The sequence below is a fragment of the Methylibium sp. genome (assembly GCF_013817345.1).
Classification (GTDB): domain Bacteria; phylum Pseudomonadota; class Gammaproteobacteria; order Burkholderiales; family Burkholderiaceae_C; genus Methylibium.
In genome coordinates, this window is sequence record NZ_JACDCW010000017.1 from 17,265 (window position 1) to 35,498 (window position 18,234).

The 18,234-nt window shown below is 70.5% G+C and carries 13 protein-coding genes; 10 read left to right on the forward strand and 3 right to left on the reverse strand.

Annotated features, from left to right (window positions below; translation table 11 throughout):
* The first annotated feature begins 16 nt into the window (after nt 1-16).
* Nucleotides 17-1,003 (forward strand): NAD(P)H-dependent glycerol-3-phosphate dehydrogenase, encoded by a 987-nt coding sequence (locus H0W40_RS05050; RefSeq protein ID WP_292443865.1) that lies wholly within the window; start codon nt 17-19, stop codon nt 1,001-1,003.
* 27 nt (nt 1,004-1,030) lie between these two features.
* On the opposite strand, the gene H0W40_RS05055 is transcribed toward H0W40_RS05050, so the two are convergent.
* On the reverse strand, nt 1,031-2,788 hold the full coding sequence (locus H0W40_RS05055) for a methyl-accepting chemotaxis protein (protein WP_292443867.1): 1,758 nt from the start codon (nt 2,786-2,788) through the stop codon (nt 1,031-1,033).
* Between the two features lie 49 nt (nt 2,789-2,837).
* The gene (locus H0W40_RS05060; protein WP_292443869.1) at nt 2,838-3,323 is read right to left on the reverse strand and encodes a chemotaxis protein CheW; all 486 of its coding nucleotides are present in this window, start codon (nt 3,321-3,323) and stop codon (nt 2,838-2,840) included.
* 319 nt (nt 3,324-3,642) lie between these two features.
* On the opposite strand from H0W40_RS05060, the gene H0W40_RS05065 reads away from it, so the two are divergent.
* The 6 genes from H0W40_RS05065 (at nt 3,643) to H0W40_RS05090 (ending at nt 9,896) form a co-directional block, all read left to right on the forward strand.
* Nucleotides 3,643-4,950 carry a glycerate kinase gene (locus H0W40_RS05065; RefSeq protein ID WP_292443870.1) on the forward strand — a complete coding sequence of 436 codons (1,308 nt, stop codon included), beginning with the start codon at nt 3,643-3,645 and terminating at the stop codon, nt 4,948-4,950.
* Between the two features lie 158 nt (nt 4,951-5,108).
* Nucleotides 5,109-6,020: a DUF6502 family protein gene (locus tag H0W40_RS05070; RefSeq protein WP_292443872.1), complete on the forward strand. Its 912-nt coding sequence runs from the start codon at nt 5,109-5,111 to the stop codon at nt 6,018-6,020.
* 27 nt (nt 6,021-6,047) lie between these two features.
* Nucleotides 6,048-7,304, forward strand: a complete 1,257-nt coding sequence (locus tag H0W40_RS05075) for a DUF5666 domain-containing protein (RefSeq protein WP_292443874.1) — start codon at nt 6,048-6,050, stop codon at nt 7,302-7,304.
* Between the two features lie 94 nt (nt 7,305-7,398).
* Nucleotides 7,399-7,623, forward strand: a complete 225-nt coding sequence (locus H0W40_RS05080; protein ID WP_292443876.1) for a hypothetical protein — start codon at nt 7,399-7,401, stop codon at nt 7,621-7,623.
* Nucleotides 7,624-7,830: 207 nt separating this feature from the next.
* Nucleotides 7,831-8,616: a c-type cytochrome gene (locus tag H0W40_RS05085; RefSeq protein ID WP_292443877.1), complete on the forward strand. Its 786-nt coding sequence runs from the start codon at nt 7,831-7,833 to the stop codon at nt 8,614-8,616.
* A complete protein-coding gene (locus H0W40_RS05090) occupies nt 8,613-9,896 on the forward strand; it encodes a cytochrome c (protein ID WP_292443878.1) in 1,284 nt (427 codons plus the stop codon). The genes H0W40_RS05085 and H0W40_RS05090 overlap by 4 nt, the downstream gene beginning before the upstream one ends.
* Nucleotides 9,897-9,899: 3 nt before the next feature.
* On the opposite strand, the gene H0W40_RS05095 is transcribed toward H0W40_RS05090, so the two are convergent.
* On the reverse strand, nt 9,900-10,787 hold the full coding sequence (locus tag H0W40_RS05095; protein WP_292443879.1) for a class III extradiol ring-cleavage dioxygenase: 888 nt from the start codon (nt 10,785-10,787) through the stop codon (nt 9,900-9,902).
* Nucleotides 10,788-10,989: 202 nt separating this feature from the next.
* Here H0W40_RS05095 and H0W40_RS05100 point away from each other — a divergent pair, with 202 nt between their 5' ends.
* The 3 genes from H0W40_RS05100 to H0W40_RS05110 all read left to right on the forward strand — a co-directional run bounded on the left by H0W40_RS05100 (nt 10,990) and on the right by H0W40_RS05110 (nt 18,215).
* Nucleotides 10,990-13,581 carry an FtsX-like permease family protein gene (locus H0W40_RS05100; protein WP_292443881.1) on the forward strand — a complete coding sequence of 864 codons (2,592 nt, stop codon included), beginning with the start codon at nt 10,990-10,992 and terminating at the stop codon, nt 13,579-13,581.
* Between the two features lie 10 nt (nt 13,582-13,591).
* Nucleotides 13,592-14,914, forward strand: a complete 1,323-nt coding sequence (locus H0W40_RS05105) for a DUF2254 domain-containing protein (RefSeq protein ID WP_292443882.1) — start codon at nt 13,592-13,594, stop codon at nt 14,912-14,914.
* Between the two features lie 301 nt (nt 14,915-15,215).
* Nucleotides 15,216-18,215 carry a response regulator gene (locus H0W40_RS05110; protein ID WP_292443883.1) on the forward strand — a complete coding sequence of 1,000 codons (3,000 nt, stop codon included), beginning with the start codon at nt 15,216-15,218 and terminating at the stop codon, nt 18,213-18,215.
* Nucleotides 18,216-18,234: the final 19 nt, after the last annotated feature.

Here is an 18,234-nt window from a genome sequence, read left to right on the forward strand (position 1 = left end):
GGTCGCGAGCGCGGCGATGAAAGTCTGCGTCCTCGGCGCCGGCGCCTGGGGCACGGCGCTGGCGGCGAGCATCGCGCCGCGGCATGACACCCTGCTGTGGGCGCGCGACGCGGCGCAGGCTGCGCTCATCGACCGCAGCCGCCGCAACGAGCGCTATTTGCCGGGCGTCGATCTGCCCGCCGTACTGCGCATCGAAGGCGCCTTCGAGTCCGCGCTCTCGCATGCCGCAGGCGACGGTCTGATCGTCGTCGCCACGCCGATGTCGGGTCTGCGCGAGATGGTCTCGCGCTGTGCCGAACAAGGACGGGGCCTGTGGTGGTTGTGCAAGGGCTTCGAGGCCGGCAGCGGTGCGCTGGGCCACGAGGTCGCGCGCGACGTGGCGCCCGAGGCGCGCGTCGGCGTGCTGTCGGGACCAAGCTTCGCGCTCGAAGTGGCGGGCGGCCAGCCCACCGCCCTGGTCGCGGCGAGTGCCGATGCCGCGCTGCGCCAGCAGGCGCTCGAGGTCTTTCACAGCGAGTCGCTGCGCATCTACACCTCGGCCGACCCGATCGGCGTGGAGGTCGGCGGTGCCGTGAAGAACGTGTTGGCCATCGCCACCGGCATCGGCGACGGCATGGCGCTCGGCCTCAACGCCCGCGCCGCGCTCATCACGCGGGGCCTGGCCGAGATGACGCGCCTGGGCCTGGCGCTGGGCGCGCGTGCAGACACCTTCATGGGCTTGTCTGGTCTCGGCGATCTGGTCCTCACTGCCACCGGCGACCTGTCGCGCAACCGACAGGTCGGTCTGCAACTCGCGCGGGGCCGACGACTGCCCGAAGTGCTCGCCTCGCTCGGCCACGTCGCCGAAGGCGTGCACAGCGCGGCCATGGTGCTGGCGCGGGCGCGCTCGCTCGGCGTGGAAATGCCGATCACCGAAGCCGTGGTGGCGGTGCTCGAAGGCCGCGCCAGTCCGGCCCAGGTGCTCACGCAGTTGATGCGGCGAGACGCGCGCGCCGAAGCCTGAGACGGCTTCGCGCGCCGGGCAGACAGCTCAGAACGACTGCCAGTCGTCGGTGCCGGTCTTCGCCGAGGCGACCACCGACGCGCCGGCGTCGGCCGGCTTGGCGGCCGCAGCCCGGGGCTGCAGGCGCGAGACGTTCTTCGCGCGGTTCGGGCCGCGGCGCTCCACAGCGTTCGAGCTGAGCGGGGTGGCCGGCCTGACCGGCGCCCTGGCCTGTTGCGCGACGACCGGCGCGGCATGCTGGCCCTGCGCCAGCTTGAACACCGCCACGGCGCTGACGAGCTGCTGCGCCTGACCCTTCAGGCTTTCCGCGGCGGCCGCGCTTTCCTCGACGAGCGCGGCGTTTTGCTGCGTCGCCTGGTCCATCTGCGTGACCGCTTCGCCGATCTGCGCGACACCGGCGCTCTGCTCGGTGGAGGCCGAGCTGATCTCGCCCATGATGTCGGTCACGCGCTTGATGGCGCTGACCACCTCGCTCATCGTCGTGCCGGCCTGATCGACCAACACCGAGCCTTGCTCGACCCGTTCGACGCTGGCGGTGATGAGCCCCTTGATCTCCTTGGCCGCCTCGGCACTGCGCTGCGCCAGGCTGCGCACTTCGGAGGCCACCACCGCGAAGCCGCGGCCCTGCTCGCCGGCCCGCGCCGCTTCCACCGCGGCATTGAGCGCGAGGATGTTGGTCTGGAAGGCGATGCCGTCGATCACGCTGATGATGTCGGCGATCTTCTTCGAGCTGTCGTTGATGCCTTTCATGGTGTCGACCACCTGGCTCACCACCTCGCCCCCGCGCGCGGCGACGGTCGAGGCGTTGAGTGCGAGCTGGTTGCCCTGCATCGCGTTGTCGGCGTTCTGCCTGACGGTAGAGCCCAGCTCCTCCATCGAGGCGGCGGTCTCTTCCAGCGCGGACGCCTGTTCTTCGGTGCGACCCGACAGGTCGTTGTTGCCTTGGGCGATCTGGGACGAGGCCGTGGCTACGCCTTCGGCATTCGCACGCACCCCGCCGACGATGCCGGCCAGGCGCGTCTTCATGTCGTGCAGTGCGCCGAGCAGCAGACCGGTCTCGCTCTTGCCGTCGGCCTTGAACTCCATGGTGAGATCGCCTTCGGCGACGGCGCGCGTGATGCGCACGGCCTCGCTCAGCGGGAGGGTGATGGAGCGGATGATCCACACCGCCAGCACGCAGGCCAGCGCAATCGCAGCGGCGATCATGGAGCCGATGATCAACTTGCTGCTCGCCACGGCTTCATCGACCTGCTGCGCCGAGGTGGCCATGACGCGTTCTTGCACGGCGATCAGTTCGTCGACGGCGGTCATGTAGGCGGCCTGCCTGGGCAGCAGATCGTTCAGGGTCGACCGGGCGCCGTCGAGATTGCCGGCACGCAGCGACTCCAGCACGCGGTCGCGGGGCTGGCGGTAGTCGGCACGCGCCTGCATCAGCTTGGCGAGCGCCGCCTTGCCGACGTCGCTTTGGATGCTTTCCTTGAGCTTGTCGAGGTTGCCGGTGGTCCGTTTCGAGACGGTGTTGATCGTCTCGAAGCGGGCCGCCACGGCGGCCGGGTCGGTCAGGATGAACAGGTCGCGGATCGCCAGCGAGACTTCGCTGTTGACCGTGCGGATGTCCTGGGCCATCTCGATCTTCGGATAGCTGCTTTCCATCACCGTGGCGAACTCTCCGTGGATGGTGTTCGTCTTGTAGATGGAAAGGCCGCCCAGCAGGGCGATCAACACTGCCATCGCGGCAAAGCCTGCGGCGAGGCGGGTGGAAATCTTCACGTCACTGAGGTTCATGATCTTCGGTACAGGAGGGAGGTGCTCGGAGGGCTTGAAAACGACGTTGTCAGGGACGGGAATCGATCAGGCCCATCGCCGGGCTGGTCATGAGTTTTTCGATGTCCATCAGGATCAGCATGCGGTCGTCGACCGCACCGATCGCCAGGAGGTGTTCGCTATCGATGCTCGAGTGCAGCTCGGGCACCGGGCGCAGTTGATCGGGTGCGAGGGTGATGACATCGGACACCGCATCGACGACGATGCCGACCACCCGCGAGCCGATGCCCAGCACGATGGTCACGGTGAAGCCGTCGTAGGCGACCGGCTCGAGCTGGAACTTCAGCCGCAGATCGACGATCGGCACGATCAGGCCGCGCAGGTTGACGACGCCCAGGATGTGGCCAGGCGCGTTGGCGATGCGGGTAGGAGGCTCGTAGGAACGGATCTCCTGCACGCGCAGGATGTCGATGCCGTACTCCTCGCCGCCCAGCTTGAAGGCCAGGAATTCGTTGATCCGGGGCGCTGTCGGCGCAGCCGCTGCTCTGGCAGGCACGGCAGCCGGGGCGACGGCGGGTGCGTCGGCAGGCAGTGGGGGGCGCTCGAGGGGCGCAAGTTCGGTGCTCGCATTCACGCGGGCGATCTCCAGGTCGGTTGAACGGAATGCACCGGCCTTTGCAAAACGCGTGGACCGGTGCGCCAAGCCTCACGTTATCGGCAGCAGACGTCGGCCGATCAAGCGAAACGAGAGGCAACTTGTACCGTTTTCGAACAACCATGGATGTGCTTCCCCTGAAGCGCGGGTGCTTGCCGCAAGCGTTTCATGTGCTGCGGCGCTCCGATCTCGCCCGGGCAGCCGTGTCGATAATCCATCGATGAATCCGCCGCTGCCCGATCCCAAGCAAGACCCGCGCGGTTTTCTGCGCGGCCTGTTCGACACCGCCGTGCGCCGCGCGCTGCCGGCGCTCAGCACGGGCGCATTCCTGCCGCCGCCGCCCAAGGGCCGCACACTGGTGCTGGGTGCGGGCAAGGCGGGCGGCGCGATGGCTGCCGCCGTCGATGCGCTCTGGCCGGCCGACGCGCCACTTTCGGGTTTGGTGGTCACACGCTACGAGCACGTGCCGCCTGACTACAAGGCCAAGACCGGGCGCATCGAGGTGGTCGAAGCCGCGCACCCGGTGCCGGACGCGGCGGGCCTGGCCGCTGCGCAGCGAATCTTCGCGATGGCGCAGGGCCTCAGCGCCGACGACCTGGTTCTGTGTCTCATTTCCGGCGGCGGCTCCGCGCTGCTGTCGCTGCCGGCCGCAGGCATCACGCTCGACGACAAGCAGGCCATCAACCGCGCCCTGCTCAAGAGCGGCGCGGCCATCGGCGAGATGAACTGCGTGCGCAAGCACCTCTCGGCCATCAAGGGCGGGCGCCTGGCCGCGCTGTGCGCGCCGGCCAAGGTGGTCACGCTCACGATCTCCGACGTGCCGGGGGACGATCCGGCCGTCATCGCCAGCGGCCCGACCGTGCCCGATGCGACGAGCTGCGCCGACGCACTGGCGATCCTGCGCCGCTACGGCATCGAACTGCCGGCCGCCGTGCGCGCCGCGCTCGAGGCAGGCACGCTGGAGACGCCCAAGCCGGGCGACGCGCGCTTCGCCGGCCACGCCGTGCACCTGATCGCCACGCCGCAGCAGTCGCTCGAGGCGGCGGCGGAGGCGGCGCGCGCCGCAGGCGTGCCGGCCTACGTGCTCAGCGACGAGATCGAGGGCGAATCGCGCGTCGTCGGCCAGGTGCATGCCGCGCTGGCGCGACAAGTGTTGCGCCGTGGTCAGCCGTTCACGCGGCCTTGCGTCATCCTTTCTGGCGGCGAGACCACCGTCACGGTGAAGGCCAAGGGCGGGCGCGGCGGGCGCGCCACCGAATTCTTGCTCGGCGCCGCCATCGCGCTGCAGGGCGAGCCGGGCGTGCATGTGCTGGCGGCCGACACCGACGGCATCGACGGGGTCGAAGACAACGCAGGCGCTATCGTCACGCCCGACACGCTGGCGCGCGGCGTGGCGCTCGGCTTGAAGGCGCAGGAACGCCTGGACGCGAACGACGCCTACGGCTTCTTCGCGCCGCTCGGCGACCTCGTGTCGACGGGGCCCACGTACACAAACGTCAACGACTTTCGCGCCGTGCTCGTGCTCTGATGACTCGAAGCGGCTGGCGCCTTTCGGTGTGTGTCCGCTTTCCCGATCTGAACGGAGCACTGCTGCAGGGCTGACAGGGTTCTGTCAGGCCTGTAACTTTCTGCTGAAACGCTTGAAATGTGCACATTGCACAGTTATAAATGTGGCGAGAACTCGCCATGGACACCCGCTTCGCCCCCGCCCCCGAGTTGCCCTCGTTCGTCGAGCAGCCGCTGCTCGACGCGCTGGGCGCGCTGCTTCGCCCGCTGAGCCGACTGGCGGTCGCCAAGGGACTGCCTTACGTCACCCTCGAAGAAGTGCTCAAGGCGTCGATGGTCGAGGCCGCGCGTGAGGCCCACCCTGGCTTGCCGGCGCAGCGCAGCGTCAGCCGCATCAGCACCACCCTCGGCCTCAATCGGCGCGAGGTGACCCGCCTCACCCGCGCGGGCGATGCGGATGCGGCGCCGGCCGCCCTGCGCCGGCCGGCGCCCGCCACCGAACTGTTCACCCGCTGGCGCACCGACCCTTCGCTGCGCGACGCCGGCGGCTGGCTTCGACCGCTGCCGCGGCTCGGCCCGGCGCCGAGCTTCGAGTCGCTGGCGCATTCGCTGACCCAGGACGTGCATCCGCGCAGCCTGCTGGACGAGTTGTGCCGCCTCGGACTGGCCCGCCTGGACGAGGCCAGCGACGAGGTCGAGTTGTGCGACAACGCCTTCGTGCCGCGCGGCGACGAGTCCCGCATGCTCGGCTTCCTGGCAGAGAACGTCGGCGACCACTGCGCTGCAGCGGTCGCCAATGTGCTGTGCGGCGGCCGTGAACACCTCGAGCAGGCCATCTTCGCTGACGAAATCTCGGTCGAATCACTGAACCAGTTGCGCCAGGCCGTCACCGCGCAATGGCAGCAGTTGCTGCGCAGCATGGTGCCCCTGCTCGAGGAGTTGATCGAGGCCGACCGCGTTGCCGGGCGCGCCGCCGATCGGCGGGTGCGCATCGGCCTTTTCACCTATGCGGAGCCGATGCCCGGCAGCACTGCCGCCGACCCGCCCGAAGTCCGTCCTGCGCCGCTGCGGCGCAGCCGTCCCCGCCCCTGACCCGTCCCTGACCTTCAAGGAAAAATCATGAACATGACCTGGTTCTTCGATCGACTCGGTCGCGGCGTGCGACTTGCCGCACTCGCCGGCGCCGTCGGCCTGGCCGCATGTGGTGGTGGCGGTGGAGGCGGCGGCGACGGTGTGGGCTCCGGGGGCACCGGCTCCTTTGCCGTCGGCCCGATCAGCGGCTTCGGCTCGGTCATCGTCAACGGCATCCGATACGACGACAGCGGCGCCGATGTCTTCGACGATGACGGCAACGCCGTCACTGCAAACGACCTGCGGCTGGGCATGGTGATCGAGGTGACCGGCTCGGAGCTCGCTTCCACGGCGACCGGCCCCACGGCCAATGCGAGCTCGATCCGCTTTTCCAGCGAGATCGTCGGCCCGGTCGAGGCGGTCGATGTCACTGCAGGCACTTTGAAGGTGTTGGGCCAGGATGTCGATGTAACGGCCACCACCGTGTATGACGAAGACCTGAGCGGCCGTCTGGCCGCTGTGGAAGTCGGGCAGATCGTCGAGGTCTACGGCCTGGGCAGCGGCTCTGGCCGCTACACCGCCACGCGGATCGAACTCAAGAACCCGGGCAGAGACAACTACCGGCTGCGCGGCCCGGTGCGCGAGCTCGATACGCAAGCCCAGACCTTCCGCATCGGCGAGACGCTCGTCTCTTACGCGGACCTGCCTGACTCTGAAACGCCTGCGCTGGCCAACGGTCAGCTGGTGCGCGTGCGACTGGAGCCCGTGCCGGTGAACGGTGCTTATGTGACCCAGCGCCTTCGTGGCGGCGAGCGCCAGGTGGAGGACCGTGACGAGGCCGAGATCGAGGGTCTGGTGAGCAGTGTCGAAGCCGGCAACCCGCGGCGCTTCAGCGTGGACGGCATTCCGGTGGAGGCCTCCGACGCCGAATTCGACGACGGCACGCCGGCCGACCTGGCCGTCGGTGTGCGGGTCGAAGTCGAAGGTCGCCTCGAGGCGGGCGTGCTGATTGCTCGGGAAGTGGAATTCGAAGGCGACGACGGCGGCAGCGACGGCGGAAGTGGCAACGGCGGTGACGACGACGACGACGGCAGCGAGATCAAGTTGAGCGGCCGAATCCAATCGCTCGACACGGTCAACCAGACGTTCGAGCTGCGCGGCGTGACGGTCAGGTATTCCGGCGCCGTCCGCTTCGACGACGGCACGGTTGCGAACCTGGGCAATGACGTGGTGGTCGAGGTGAAGGGTGGTCTTGCGTCCGACGGCGTCACTGTCCAGGCCTCCGAGATCGACTTCGAGGATTGAGGGCCGCGCCCCTGACGGCCCATCTCACCGCCCTGCCGCGGCTGCCCTTCGCGGGCCGCGGCAGGGTTTTTGCACACCTTCGAGGACTTAGACGATGCTGATTCACGAACTGCTCGCCGCGATCGTCCTGGCCGCCACCGGCCCTGTTGCCAACACCGGTGATGTGGCAGTTCCCGGTCCGGCGTCTGTGGCTTGGTTCGGCAGAGGCAGCGACGCACCGCTCTACCAGCGCGTTGATGACGGCAACGATGGCGATGACGACCGGGACGACCGGGACGACCGGAATGACCGGAATGACGGGGACGACCGAGACGACTGATTGACGGGGCGCTTTGCGCCTTTTTCCGAATCCAAGGCACGCTGGGTACGATCTTGAGCGATGTCCTTAGGACCCATGAAGCTGCCTGCTTTCCTCTCCCATTGCCTGCGACCGGTTCGTCGGCGCCACCCTGATCGCCGAAGTTCTCGCCAGTACACCTGGTCGCGCCCCTCACGCAATGCTGCCGCCAGCAGCCTGGCGCTTTCATTGCTGCTGCTCTCACCGCTGCATGCCGCGCCGCCCACGGCCGACAGCATCGCGGTGCGCGTGCAGGCCTGCACTGCCTGCCACGGCGATCAGGGCCGGGCCACCAACCAAGGCTACTTCCCGCGCATCGCCGGCAAGCCGGCCGGCTATCTGCACGCGCAATTGCTCAACTTCCGCGACGGCCGCCGCAACAACGCGCTGATGAGCGGCCTTGTGCAGCACCTGAGCGATGACTACCTGCGAGAGATCGCCGAGCATTTCGCCGCCGCTTTGCTGCCTTATCCGCCACCGCAGACGACCGGCGCACCGCCGGCGCTGCTGGCGCGCGGCGAGCAGTTGGTGCGGCGCGGCGACACGGCCCGTGACCTGCCTGCGTGTGCGGCCTGCCATGGCGCCGCGCTTACGGGCGTGAGCCCGGCGATTCCGGGGCTGCTCGGCCTGCCGCGCGACTACCTCAACGCACAACTGGGTCAGTGGCGCACCGGCCAGCGCCGCGCTGCCGAGCCGGACTGCATGGCGCGCATTGCCGCTCGCCTGAGCGCCGAGGACATCGGCGCGGTCTCGGCGTGGTTGTCCTCGCAGCGCCTGCCGGCCGACACCCGGCCAGCCCGGGCCTTGCCGCAAGCCTTGCCTGAGCCGTGCGGAAGCGTCGGTGCGCAGCAGCCGCAAGGCTTAGGGCCCGCGTACGGCAGCGACAGCCAGGCCGCGCATGGCGAGAACGACCGCCGAGCCGCGCCTGACAAGAACGACGGCCAAGCCGTGTCACGCATGAAGAACGGGTCATGACCCTCCGCCGTCTCCTCGCCGGCCTGCTGCTGCTTGCCGCGCTGACTGTCGCCGCCGTGATCGGCCTGAACCGGCGCGGCGAGGCGCCGCTGCCGGCGCAAGCCGGCGTCTTCACCGCGACGCCGGAGCAGCTCCAACGCGGCGCCTACCTCGCACTGGCCGGCAATTGCATGGGCTGCCACACGGCGCGCGGCGGGCCGCCTTACGCGGGCGGGCTGCCCATCGAGACGCCCTTCGGCAGCGTCCATGCCTCTAACCTCACGCCCGATGAAGCCACCGGCATCGGCGGCTGGTCGGCCGCCGAGTTCTGGCGTGCGATGCACAACGGCCGCTCCAAGGACGGCCAGCTGCTCTACCCGGCTTTTCCGTACCCGAGCTTCACGCTCGTCACGCGCGAGGACAGCGATGCGATCTACGCCTACTTGCGCAGCCTGCCGCCGGTCAGCCAGGCGAACCGGCCGGAAGCGCTTCGCTTTCCCTACAACACCCAGGCTGCGCTCGCGGTGTGGCGCGCACTCTTCTTCGAGCCGGCCGAATTTCGTGCCGAGGCGACGCGAGATGCCGCGTGGAACCGCGGCGCCTATCTGGTGCGCGGCTTGGCGCATTGCAGTGCCTGCCATTCGGCGCGCAACGCCTTCGGTGCCACCGACACGGCGCTCGAGTTCGGCGGCGGCTTGATGCCGTCGTCGCACTGGTACGCGCCGGCGTTGACGGCCGCCGACGAGGCGGGCCTTGCGCAATGGAGCAGCGCCGAGGTGGTCCGGCTGCTGCGCACCGGCGTCGCCGAGGCAGGCTCGACCCTGGGGCCGATGGCCGAGGTCGTCTTTCGCAGCACGCAGTATTTGAGCGAGGCCGATCTGCAGGCCATGGCGGGGTTCTTGCGCACGCTGCCGCAGGAGCCCGCGCCCGGGGCCGCGCAACGCCCGCGAGAGCCGCTAGTGCCCGCGCCGGCGTCTGCGCGCGGCGCGGCGATCTACACCGAGCACTGCGCGCAATGCCACGGAGATCAGGGCAAAGGCGGCCTCGGCGCGCCGCGCGCCCTGGCAGGCAACCGGGCCGTCACGCTGGACACCCCCGCTAACCTGATCCGCGTGCTGTTGCTCGGCGGCTATGTGCCGGCCACGGCCGGCAACCCGCGGCCGCATGGCATGCCGCCCTTCGTGCAGACGCTCAGCGACGAGGAGATCGCCGCGGTGCTCACCTACCTGCGCGGTGCCTGGGGTCACCAGGCGGCGCCGGTCTCGACGCTCGACGTGCTGCAGTCGCGGCAGGGGCCTTGACGTTCAGGTGGCGCCGCCAAGCGCCTCCCCGAGTGCCGCAGCACCATCCCCGAAGGCGTAAGCGTCCGTGCCCAGACAGCCGTAGGTGACTGCATCGTGCAGGCGCACGCCGGCCACGCCCAGCACGCCGGCCACGCCGGGCGCACCTCGGCCGCCGGCGCCAGCCGCGATGTAGAAGGGCAGCCAGTGTTCGTCGCTCGGGTGCATGAGGGCGGCGTGCGGTGCGCGAGCGCGGTAGTCGAGCAGTGCATCGTGATCCCCCGCGGCCACGCGGTCGGCGACCCACTCGCGGAAGGCGCGGCTCTCGGCCATCTCGGCCGCGTCGGCGGCGGGCCGCGCAGCGGCGAAGATCAGGCCGAGGTTGTGCGTCGCGCTGCCCGAGCCGAGCACCAGCACGCCTTCGTGCAGCAGCGGCGCAAGCGCGGCGCCGAGCGCCCACTGCGCAGCCGGCGGCTGCCCGGGAGCCAAGGCGATCGGTAGCACGGGGATGTCGGCCTCGGGCCAGGCGAAGCGCAGCACCGACCAGATGCCGTGGTCCAGGCCGGCGTCGTCGCTTGCCGTCGACTCGATGCCGCCGCCGGCGAGCAGCCCCCGCACGCGCGGCGCCAGTTCGGGAGCGCCCGGCGGGCTGTACTGCAGCCGGTACAGCGCTTCCGGGAAGCCGCCGAAGTCGTGCACCGCGTGGTGGACGGCGCTGCCCAGCACCACCGGCGCACGCGCCGCGGTGTGCGGAGAAACCGCGACGATGGCGCGCGGCCGGCCGAAGCGCCGGTCGATGCCCCGACCCAGGCGTTGAAGGAAGGGTCCGGTCGTGCCCGGCTCCAGAGCCAACATCGGCGAGCCGTGAGAAACGAAGAGGGCGGGCAGGGGAGAGGCGGTCGTTTTGTCCATGCCCGATTGCACCAGCCACCGACGCCGCGCGGACCGAGTGCTTTTGCACGCAGCGTTGCACGTCGTCGAAACAAGCCGGCGACACGCGGCACGCGGCACGCGGTGACCGCGCATCGACGCCATGCCGGCCTTCATGCCCCCGGTTCCCCCTGCCTTGGGCGCACTGCGCTACCGTGCGCGCTGTCCTCACCGCCCGCCCCGCATGAAACCGACCCCGCCTGCTGCGTTCGTGTCGCAGCCCCCGAGCCTGTGGGCGCTGGCGCGCCGCCAGCTCGTGCGCGATTTCCGCGCCGGCGAGTTGCGCCTGCTCGTGGTGGCCGTGATGCTGGCCGTGGCCGCGCTCACGGCCGTGGGTTTCTTCGCCGATCGCCTGAACAACGGCCTGGCGCGCGACGCGCGTTCGCTGCTGGGCGGCGACGCCATCGTCTCCAGCGACCAGCCGCCGCCCGCGCCGCTGGCCGAGCGGGCGCTCGAGCAGGGGCTGGCGGTGGCCAGCACGGTAAGCTTTCCGAGCATGGGCCGCGCCAGCGAGGCGCGCGGCGGCGCCTCGCGGCTGGTGGCCGTCAAGGCGGTGAGCGCGGGCTATCCGCTGCGCGGGCGCATGCAGATCGCCGACGCGCCGGATGCGCCCGGGCGTGACGCCGCGTCGGTGCCGGCGCGCGGCACGGTCTGGGTCGACGCCGCCATCCTCGATTCCCTGGGCCTGAAGGTCGGCGACGAGCTGCTGCTGGGCGATGCCGGCCTGAAGATCGCCGCCGTGATCCTTGTCGAGCCCGATCGCGGCGCCGGCTTCATGAGCTTCGCGCCGCGCGCGCTGCTGAACGAGGCCGACCTGCCAGCCACCGGCCTGGTGCAGCCGGCCAGCCGCATGACCTACCGCCTCGCCGTCGCCGGGCAGGGCAGCAGCGGCGACAGCGCGGTGCGCGACTTCGTGGCCTGGGCGCAAACGCGGATCGAGGCGCAGCGCTGGCGCGGCGTGCGCGTGGAATCGCTGGAAAGCGGCCGCCCCGAAATGCAGCAGACGCTGGACCGCGCGGCGCGCTTCCTCAATCTCGTGGCCCTGCTGGCCGCGCTGCTGGCCGCCGTGGCGGTGGCCATCGCGGCGCGCGACTTCGCCAGCCGCCACCTTGACGACTGCGCCATGCTGCGCGTGCTCGGCCAGTCGCAGCGCCGCATCGCCGGGGCCTACACGATCGAGTTCGCTGCGGTCGGCCTCATCGCCAGTGCGCTCGGCGTGCTGCTCGGTCTGGCCGTGCATTTCGTGTTCGTGGCGCTGTTGGCCGGCCTGGTCGACGCGGCGCTGCCCGCGCCCGGCGCCTGGCCGGCGCTGTTCGGCCTGGGCGTGGGGCTGACGCTGCTGCTCGGCTTCGGCCTGCCGCCGGTGTTGCAGCTGGCCCAGGTGCCGCCGCTGCGCGTGATCCGCCGCGACCTGGGCGAGCTCAAGCCCGCGTCGCTCGGCGTGCTGATCGCCGGCTCGGTCGGCTTCGCGGCGCTGCTGCTGGCGGTGGCCTCGGACCTCAAGCTCGGCCTCATCACCGTCGGCGGCTTCGCGGGGGCGGTGGCAGTGTTCGCGCTGCTGTCGTGGCTGGCGGTGCAGGCGCTGCGGCGGCTGGTGCCGGGGGACTGGTTCGGCACGCGCGCGCCCCGCTGGCTGGTGCTGGCCACGCGCCAGGTGGCGGCGCGGCCGGGCTTCGCGGTGCTGCAGGCCAGCAGCCTGAGCGTCGGCCTGCTGGCCCTTGTGCTGCTGGTGCTGCTGCGTACCGACCTGATCGGCAGCTGGCGCGCGGCCACGCCGCCCGACGCGCCGAACCGCTTCGTCATCAACGTGCAGCCCGACCAGGGCGCCGCTTTCCAGCAGCAACTGCGCGGGGCCGGCGTCGCCGATTACGACTGGTACCCGATGATCCGCGGCCGGCTGGTTGCCATCAACGGCCGGCCGATCGCGCCCGACGACTACGCCGACGTGCGCGCCCAGCGCCTGGTCGAGCGCGAGTTCAACTTGAGCCACGCCGCTGAATTGCCCGGCCACAACGAGGTGGCGGCGGGCCGCTGGCAGCCGGACGAGGCCGGTGCCATCAGCGTGGAGGACGGCCTGGCCGAGACGCTGGGCGTGGGCATCGGCGACACGCTGCGCTTCGACATTGCGGGCAGCCTGCAGGAGGGCCGCATCACCAGCCTGCGCAGGGTCGACTGGGGCTCGATGCGGGTCAATTTCTTCGTCATGTTCCCGACCCGCGATCTGCCCGGCGACCTGCCGGTGACTTACATCGCCGCCTTCCGCGCGCCGCCGGCCGTGCCGGGCGAGCCCGGTTTCGACAATGCGCTGGCGCGCGCCTTTCCCAACATCACCAACGTCGATGTGTCGGCCTCCATTGCCCAGGTGCAGCGCGTGCTCGACCAGGTGATCCGCGCGGTCGAGTTCCTGTTCGGCTTCACCCTGGCCACCGGCCTGGTGGTGCTGTTCGCTGCCGTCACCGCCACGCGCGAGCAGCGTGCCCGCGAGTTCGCGGTGATGCGCGCGCTCGGCGCGGGCAGCCGGCTGCTCGGCCAGGTGCAGCGCGCGGAACTGCTCGGCGTCGGCGCTCTGGCCGGCGTGCTGGCCTCGCTGGCCGCAATGGCGGTGGGCTGGGCGCTGGCCCGCTACGCCTTCGAGTTCAGTTGGGGCGCGCCGTGGTGGGTGCCGTTGGCCGGCGGCGGCGCAGGCGCGCTGCTGGCGCTGGCCGCAGGCTGGTGGGGCCTGCGCGAGGTGCTGGCCCGGCCGGTGGTCGAAACCTTGCGGCGGGCCGCGCTGTGAGGGAGCGCACATGACCCGCCTGCGCCAGCTCTGGTACGACGTGCGCTCGAGCTTCTGGTTCCTGCCGGCGTTCATGTTCACCGGCGCGATCGCGCTGGCATTGCTGCTCATCGACATCGACACGCGGCTTGCCGGCGACATGTTCTCGAACTGGCCGCGCCTTTTCGGCGCAGGCGCCGAGGGCGCGCGCGGGCTGCTCGAGGCGATCGCCGGATCGATGATTTCGGTGGCCGGCGTGGTGTTCTCGATCACGCTGGTGGCGTTGTCGCTGGCGTCCAGCCAGTACACCTCGCGCGTGCTGCGTCATTTCATGCGCGACCCGGCCAACCAGTTCGTGCTCGGCAGCTTCGTGGGCATCTTCGCCTACTGCCTGATCGTGCTGCGCACCATCCGGGGCTCGGACGAAGGCAGTTTCGTGCCGGCGCTCGCCGTGCTGGTCGGCCTGCTGCTCGGCCTGGTCGGCATCGCGGTGCTGGTGTTCTTCATCCACCACATCTCAGTGTCGATCCAGGCTTCGCAGATCCTCGCCACCGTCGCAGACGAAACCCTGCGCGTGATCGACAAGCTCTTTCCCGCCGACGCCGGCCCTGCTGCCGATGACACCGACGAGCCCATGCCGGCGGCAGCGCCCGGGCAACGCTGGCACCCGGTGTCGGCCGAGCGCAGCGGCTACATCGAGCAGGTCGATGTGGAGGCCCTGCTCGTTTTCGCCGTCGGCCACGGTGCCGTGCTGCGTCTGGAGCGTCGCATCGGCGATTTCGTGGTCGAGGGCGCCGCCTTTGCGGGCGTGCTTTCTGCCAAGCCGCCGACCGAGGCCGACGCTGCGCGGTTGCGCGCCGCGCTGAGCGTCGGGCGCACGCGCTCGCTCGACCAGGACGTGGCTTTCGGCATCCGGCAACTGGCCGACGTGGCGCTCAAGGCCTTGTCGCCCGGCATCAACGACAGCACGACCGCCGAGATGTGCCTGGACAGGCTGGGCGCCCTCCTGCTGCGGCTGGCCGACCGGTCCATTCGGGCGCGCAGGCACGGCGCCGACGGCCGGCTGCGGCTGGTCGACTGCGGTCCGAGCTACGAGGCCCTGGCGAACGAAGCGCTGGACTCGGTGCGCCAGAACGCCGCGGGCAACGTGTCGGTGCTGGCGCGCCTGTTCGTGGTGCTGCGCCTGGTGGGAGCGCACACGCGCCTGCCCGCCCGGCGACGGGTGCTTCTCGCCCATGCGCAGGCGGCGGCCGAGCTGGCCCGGCGCAGCGTCGAGGCGCCGCGTGACCGCGAGCGGCTCGACGCGCTGGCCGCGCAGCTTGTCTCGGAACTGAGTGCGCCGGCGCTGGACTGAGCGCCTCTACGCCGAGCTGAGCGCCCCTGCGCTTGCCGCGACGCCGACGCCCGCATCCGCGCTCCACGGATGGGCCCTGCGGGGTCCGTCCGGCTGTCGTGCCGCCTGATCGGGGCCGCGCGGTGTGACCGATTGTGCGAAGCGCCCCGCCGTTCCGGCCCGCCGGCCCGTTGGCGCTGCGGATGCCGGCCGATATCCCCTATCCTCCCGACCGGCGCCGTCCGCTGGCGCGAAGACCCCCGCCTTGCACGATGCCCCGCCTTCATCCGCCGCTCTCGGAGCGCCGGCCGTTGCCTTCCCGATGACAGGCCCTTCGCCTGTGAACGCCGTGGCGCCCTCCGCCGGGCCTCCGCCGCGGCGCCTCCTGCGCCCGCTGGACGATCTGCCGGTCGCGAGCAAGCTGGCCCTGATGGTGCTGCTGTTCGTGGCGTTGATCGCGGGCATGGTCGCCATCGGCAAGCTCAGTGCCGACGTGCTGTCGAGCGTGCGTGCCTATGTCCAGGGCGAGGGTCATTGGGCCAAGGCGCATCGCGATGCGGTGTTCTATCTGGTGCGTTATTCCCACAACGGCGACGAAGGCGATTACCGGCGCTACGAGGCTGCGCTCAGCGTCAATCTCGGCGACCGCCAGGCGCGCATCGAGCTCCAAAAGCGCGAGCCCGACTACGCGCGGGCGCGCGAAGGTTTCTTGCAGGGGCGCGTGCACCCCGACGACATCGACGAGGTGATCTGGATCTTCCGGCGCTTCGGCAACCTCGGCCACCTGCAACGCGCGATCGCACTGTGGACTCAGGGCGACGCCCACATCGACGAGCTGCGCCGCCTCGGCACCGCGCTGCATGCCGAAATGCGCTCGGCCCGCACCACGTACGAACGGCGTGGCGAGCTGGTCGCCCAGATCGAAGACCTGCACCGCGTTCTCATCCCGCTCGAAGACCAGTTCTCGGCCACGCTGGGCGAGGCGGGGCGCTGGGTGGCCGAACTGCTGCTGACGCTCACGCTGACCACGGCAGGTGCGATGCTGGCCCTGGGCCTGACGGTGGCGCACTACCTCACGCGCCGCATCAACCGCCAGATCGACGACCTGCGCCGCGCCGCGTTGCGCGTGGCGGAAAACGATTTCGACCACCGTGTGGACGTCGGCTCGGCCGACGATCTAGGCCGCCTGGCCATGAGCTTCAACGACATGCTCGCACGCCTGCGACAGCACCGCAGCGACCTCGAGGCCGGCGCGCTGGAACTGCAGCAGGCCACTTCCGCGGCGCAGGCCTTGGCGCTGCAGGCCGAAACCGCGAGCCAGGCCAAGAGCCAGTTCATGGCCAACATGAGCCACGAGATCCGCACGCCGATGAACGGCATTCTCGGCATGACCGAGCTGCTGCTCGGCACCCCGCTCGAGGAACGCCAGACCCGCTTCGCGCAGGCCGTCTATCGCTCCGGCGAGAGCCTGCTGGAAATCATCAACGACATTCTCGATTTCGCGAAGATCGACGCCGGCAAGCTCGAACTCGCACCCACCGATTTCGCGCCGCGCACGCTGGTCGAAGACCTGCTGGAGCTGCTGGCGCCGCGCGCCCAGGAGCGCGGGCTGGAGGTGAGCTTCCGCGAGGAGCCGGGGCTGCCGGCCGTACTGCACGGCGATGCGCTGCGACTGCGTCAGGTGCTCACCAACCTGGTTGCCAACGCAATCAAGTTCACCGAGCGGGGCGAGGTCGTGGTCGACCTCAGGCGCTGTGCGCCGCCGCAGGGTGCCGCCGCAGAAGGCGAGGGCGCCCGCCAGGTGTGGGTCGAATTCAGCGTGCGCGACACCGGCATCGGCATTCCCGAGGACGTGCAGCCGCGCCTGTTCTCCGCCTTCACCCAGGGCAGCAGCGGCATGGCGCGGCGCTATGGCGGCACCGGTCTGGGCCTGGCCATTTCGCGGCAGTTGGTCGAACTGATGGGTGGCAGCATCGCCGTGCAAAGCCGGCCCGGCCTCGGCTCCACGTTCTCGTGCCGGCTGCCGCTGGTGGCCGCTCTGGACGAAACCGGCCACGACACCCTGGCGAGCGGGATGCCGGCGCTGCGCGTGCTGGTGGTCGAAGACAACGAAACCAACCGCACCGTGCTGCACGGCCTGCTCGGCGCCTGGGGCCTTCAAGCGGTGCTGGCCAGCGACGGGCAGCATGCGCTCGAACTGCTGCATGCCGAACATGCCGCCGGCCGCAGCTTCGACGTGGCCCTGGTCGACATGCAGATGCCGCGCATGGACGGGCTGGCGCTTGCGCGGGCAGTGGCGGCGCAGCCCGAGTTCGCCGCCATGAAGCTGATCCTGCTGTCTTCGGTGAGCGCGCCCGACGACGCACGCCAGGCGCAGGCGGCGGGCTTTCGGCGCTTCGTCGCCAAGCCGGTGCGCCAGGCTGAGCTGCGCCAGGCGCTGCTCGGCGTGTCCGGCCCCGCGCCTGGGCCGGGCGCGGTTGCGAGCCTGCGGATCGATGCGAACGTGCTGGTGGTCGAGGACAACCTGGTCAACCAGGAAGTCGTCAGCCAGATGCTGCGCCGCCTGGGCTGCCGTGTCCATGTGACCGCCACCGCCATGGACGGCCTGCGCGCCTTGTGCGAGCAGGTGTTCGACCTGGTCATGATGGACATCCAGATGCCGGGCATGGACGGCGTGGAGGCGCTGGGCTGGTTTCGCCGCGGCGCCGGCGAGCGTTTCGTCTTCCTCACGCCGCCGTGCACGCCGGTGGTGGCCGTCACCGCCAACGCCCTCGGCGGCGATCGCGACCGCTTCCTCGGCATCGGCTTCGACGACTACCTCTCCAAACCCTTCCGGCAGAGCCAGTTGCATGCGCTGCTTGCGCAGCGCCTTCCGGCAGCGGCGATCCTGCCTGCCGTTCCCGTTCCTGTTTCCGTCCTCGAGCCCGCCATGACGATCTCTGCCTCCCCGATGCCACTGCCCGACACCCAAGGGCTGGACCCGCAGGCCTTGCAGCGCCTGCGCGAACTCGATCCGAGCGGCGCCAACCATCTGTTCGAGCGGGTCGTGCAGGCCTTCGACGCCTCGACCGGCCGGCTGATGCCGCAGCTCGACGAGGCGCTGGCCTCGCGCCACTGGCCCGGTGTACGGCACGTCGTGCACACGCTCAAGTCGTCTTCGGCGAGCATCGGGGCGCTCAAGTTGTCGGCGCTTTGTGCCGAGATCGAAGGCATGATCCGCAACGACGACGTGCAGGCGCTGGGCGAGCGGGTGGCGGCCATGCATGCCGAAACGGCCGTGGTGCGCGATAGTCTGCGTGCACTGCTGGCATCCGCCGCCTGAAGACGCCGGCCCGGCGAAC

Coding starts and splice junctions, on each gene's coding strand:
- H0W40_RS05050 (WP_292443865.1), top strand. CDS start 17: ATGAAAGTCTGCGTCCTCGGCGCCGGCGCCTGGGGCACGGCGCTGGCG.
- H0W40_RS05055 (WP_292443867.1), bottom strand. CDS start 2,788: ATGAACCTCAGTGACGTGAAGATTTCCACCCGCCTCGCCGCAGGCTTT.
- H0W40_RS05065 (WP_292443870.1), top strand. CDS start 3,643: ATGAATCCGCCGCTGCCCGATCCCAAGCAAGACCCGCGCGGTTTTCTG.
- H0W40_RS05070 (WP_292443872.1), top strand. CDS start 5,109: ATGGACACCCGCTTCGCCCCCGCCCCCGAGTTGCCCTCGTTCGTCGAG.
- H0W40_RS05075 (WP_292443874.1), top strand. CDS start 6,048: ATGAACATGACCTGGTTCTTCGATCGACTCGGTCGCGGCGTGCGACTT.
- H0W40_RS05080 (WP_292443876.1), top strand. CDS start 7,399: ATGCTGATTCACGAACTGCTCGCCGCGATCGTCCTGGCCGCCACCGGC.
- H0W40_RS05090 (WP_292443878.1), top strand. CDS start 8,613: ATGACCCTCCGCCGTCTCCTCGCCGGCCTGCTGCTGCTTGCCGCGCTG.
- H0W40_RS05095 (WP_292443879.1), bottom strand. CDS start 10,787: ATGGACAAAACGACCGCCTCTCCCCTGCCCGCCCTCTTCGTTTCTCAC.
- H0W40_RS05100 (WP_292443881.1), top strand. CDS start 10,990: ATGAAACCGACCCCGCCTGCTGCGTTCGTGTCGCAGCCCCCGAGCCTG.
- H0W40_RS05105 (WP_292443882.1), top strand. CDS start 13,592: ATGACCCGCCTGCGCCAGCTCTGGTACGACGTGCGCTCGAGCTTCTGG.
- H0W40_RS05110 (WP_292443883.1), top strand. CDS start 15,216: ATGACAGGCCCTTCGCCTGTGAACGCCGTGGCGCCCTCCGCCGGGCCT.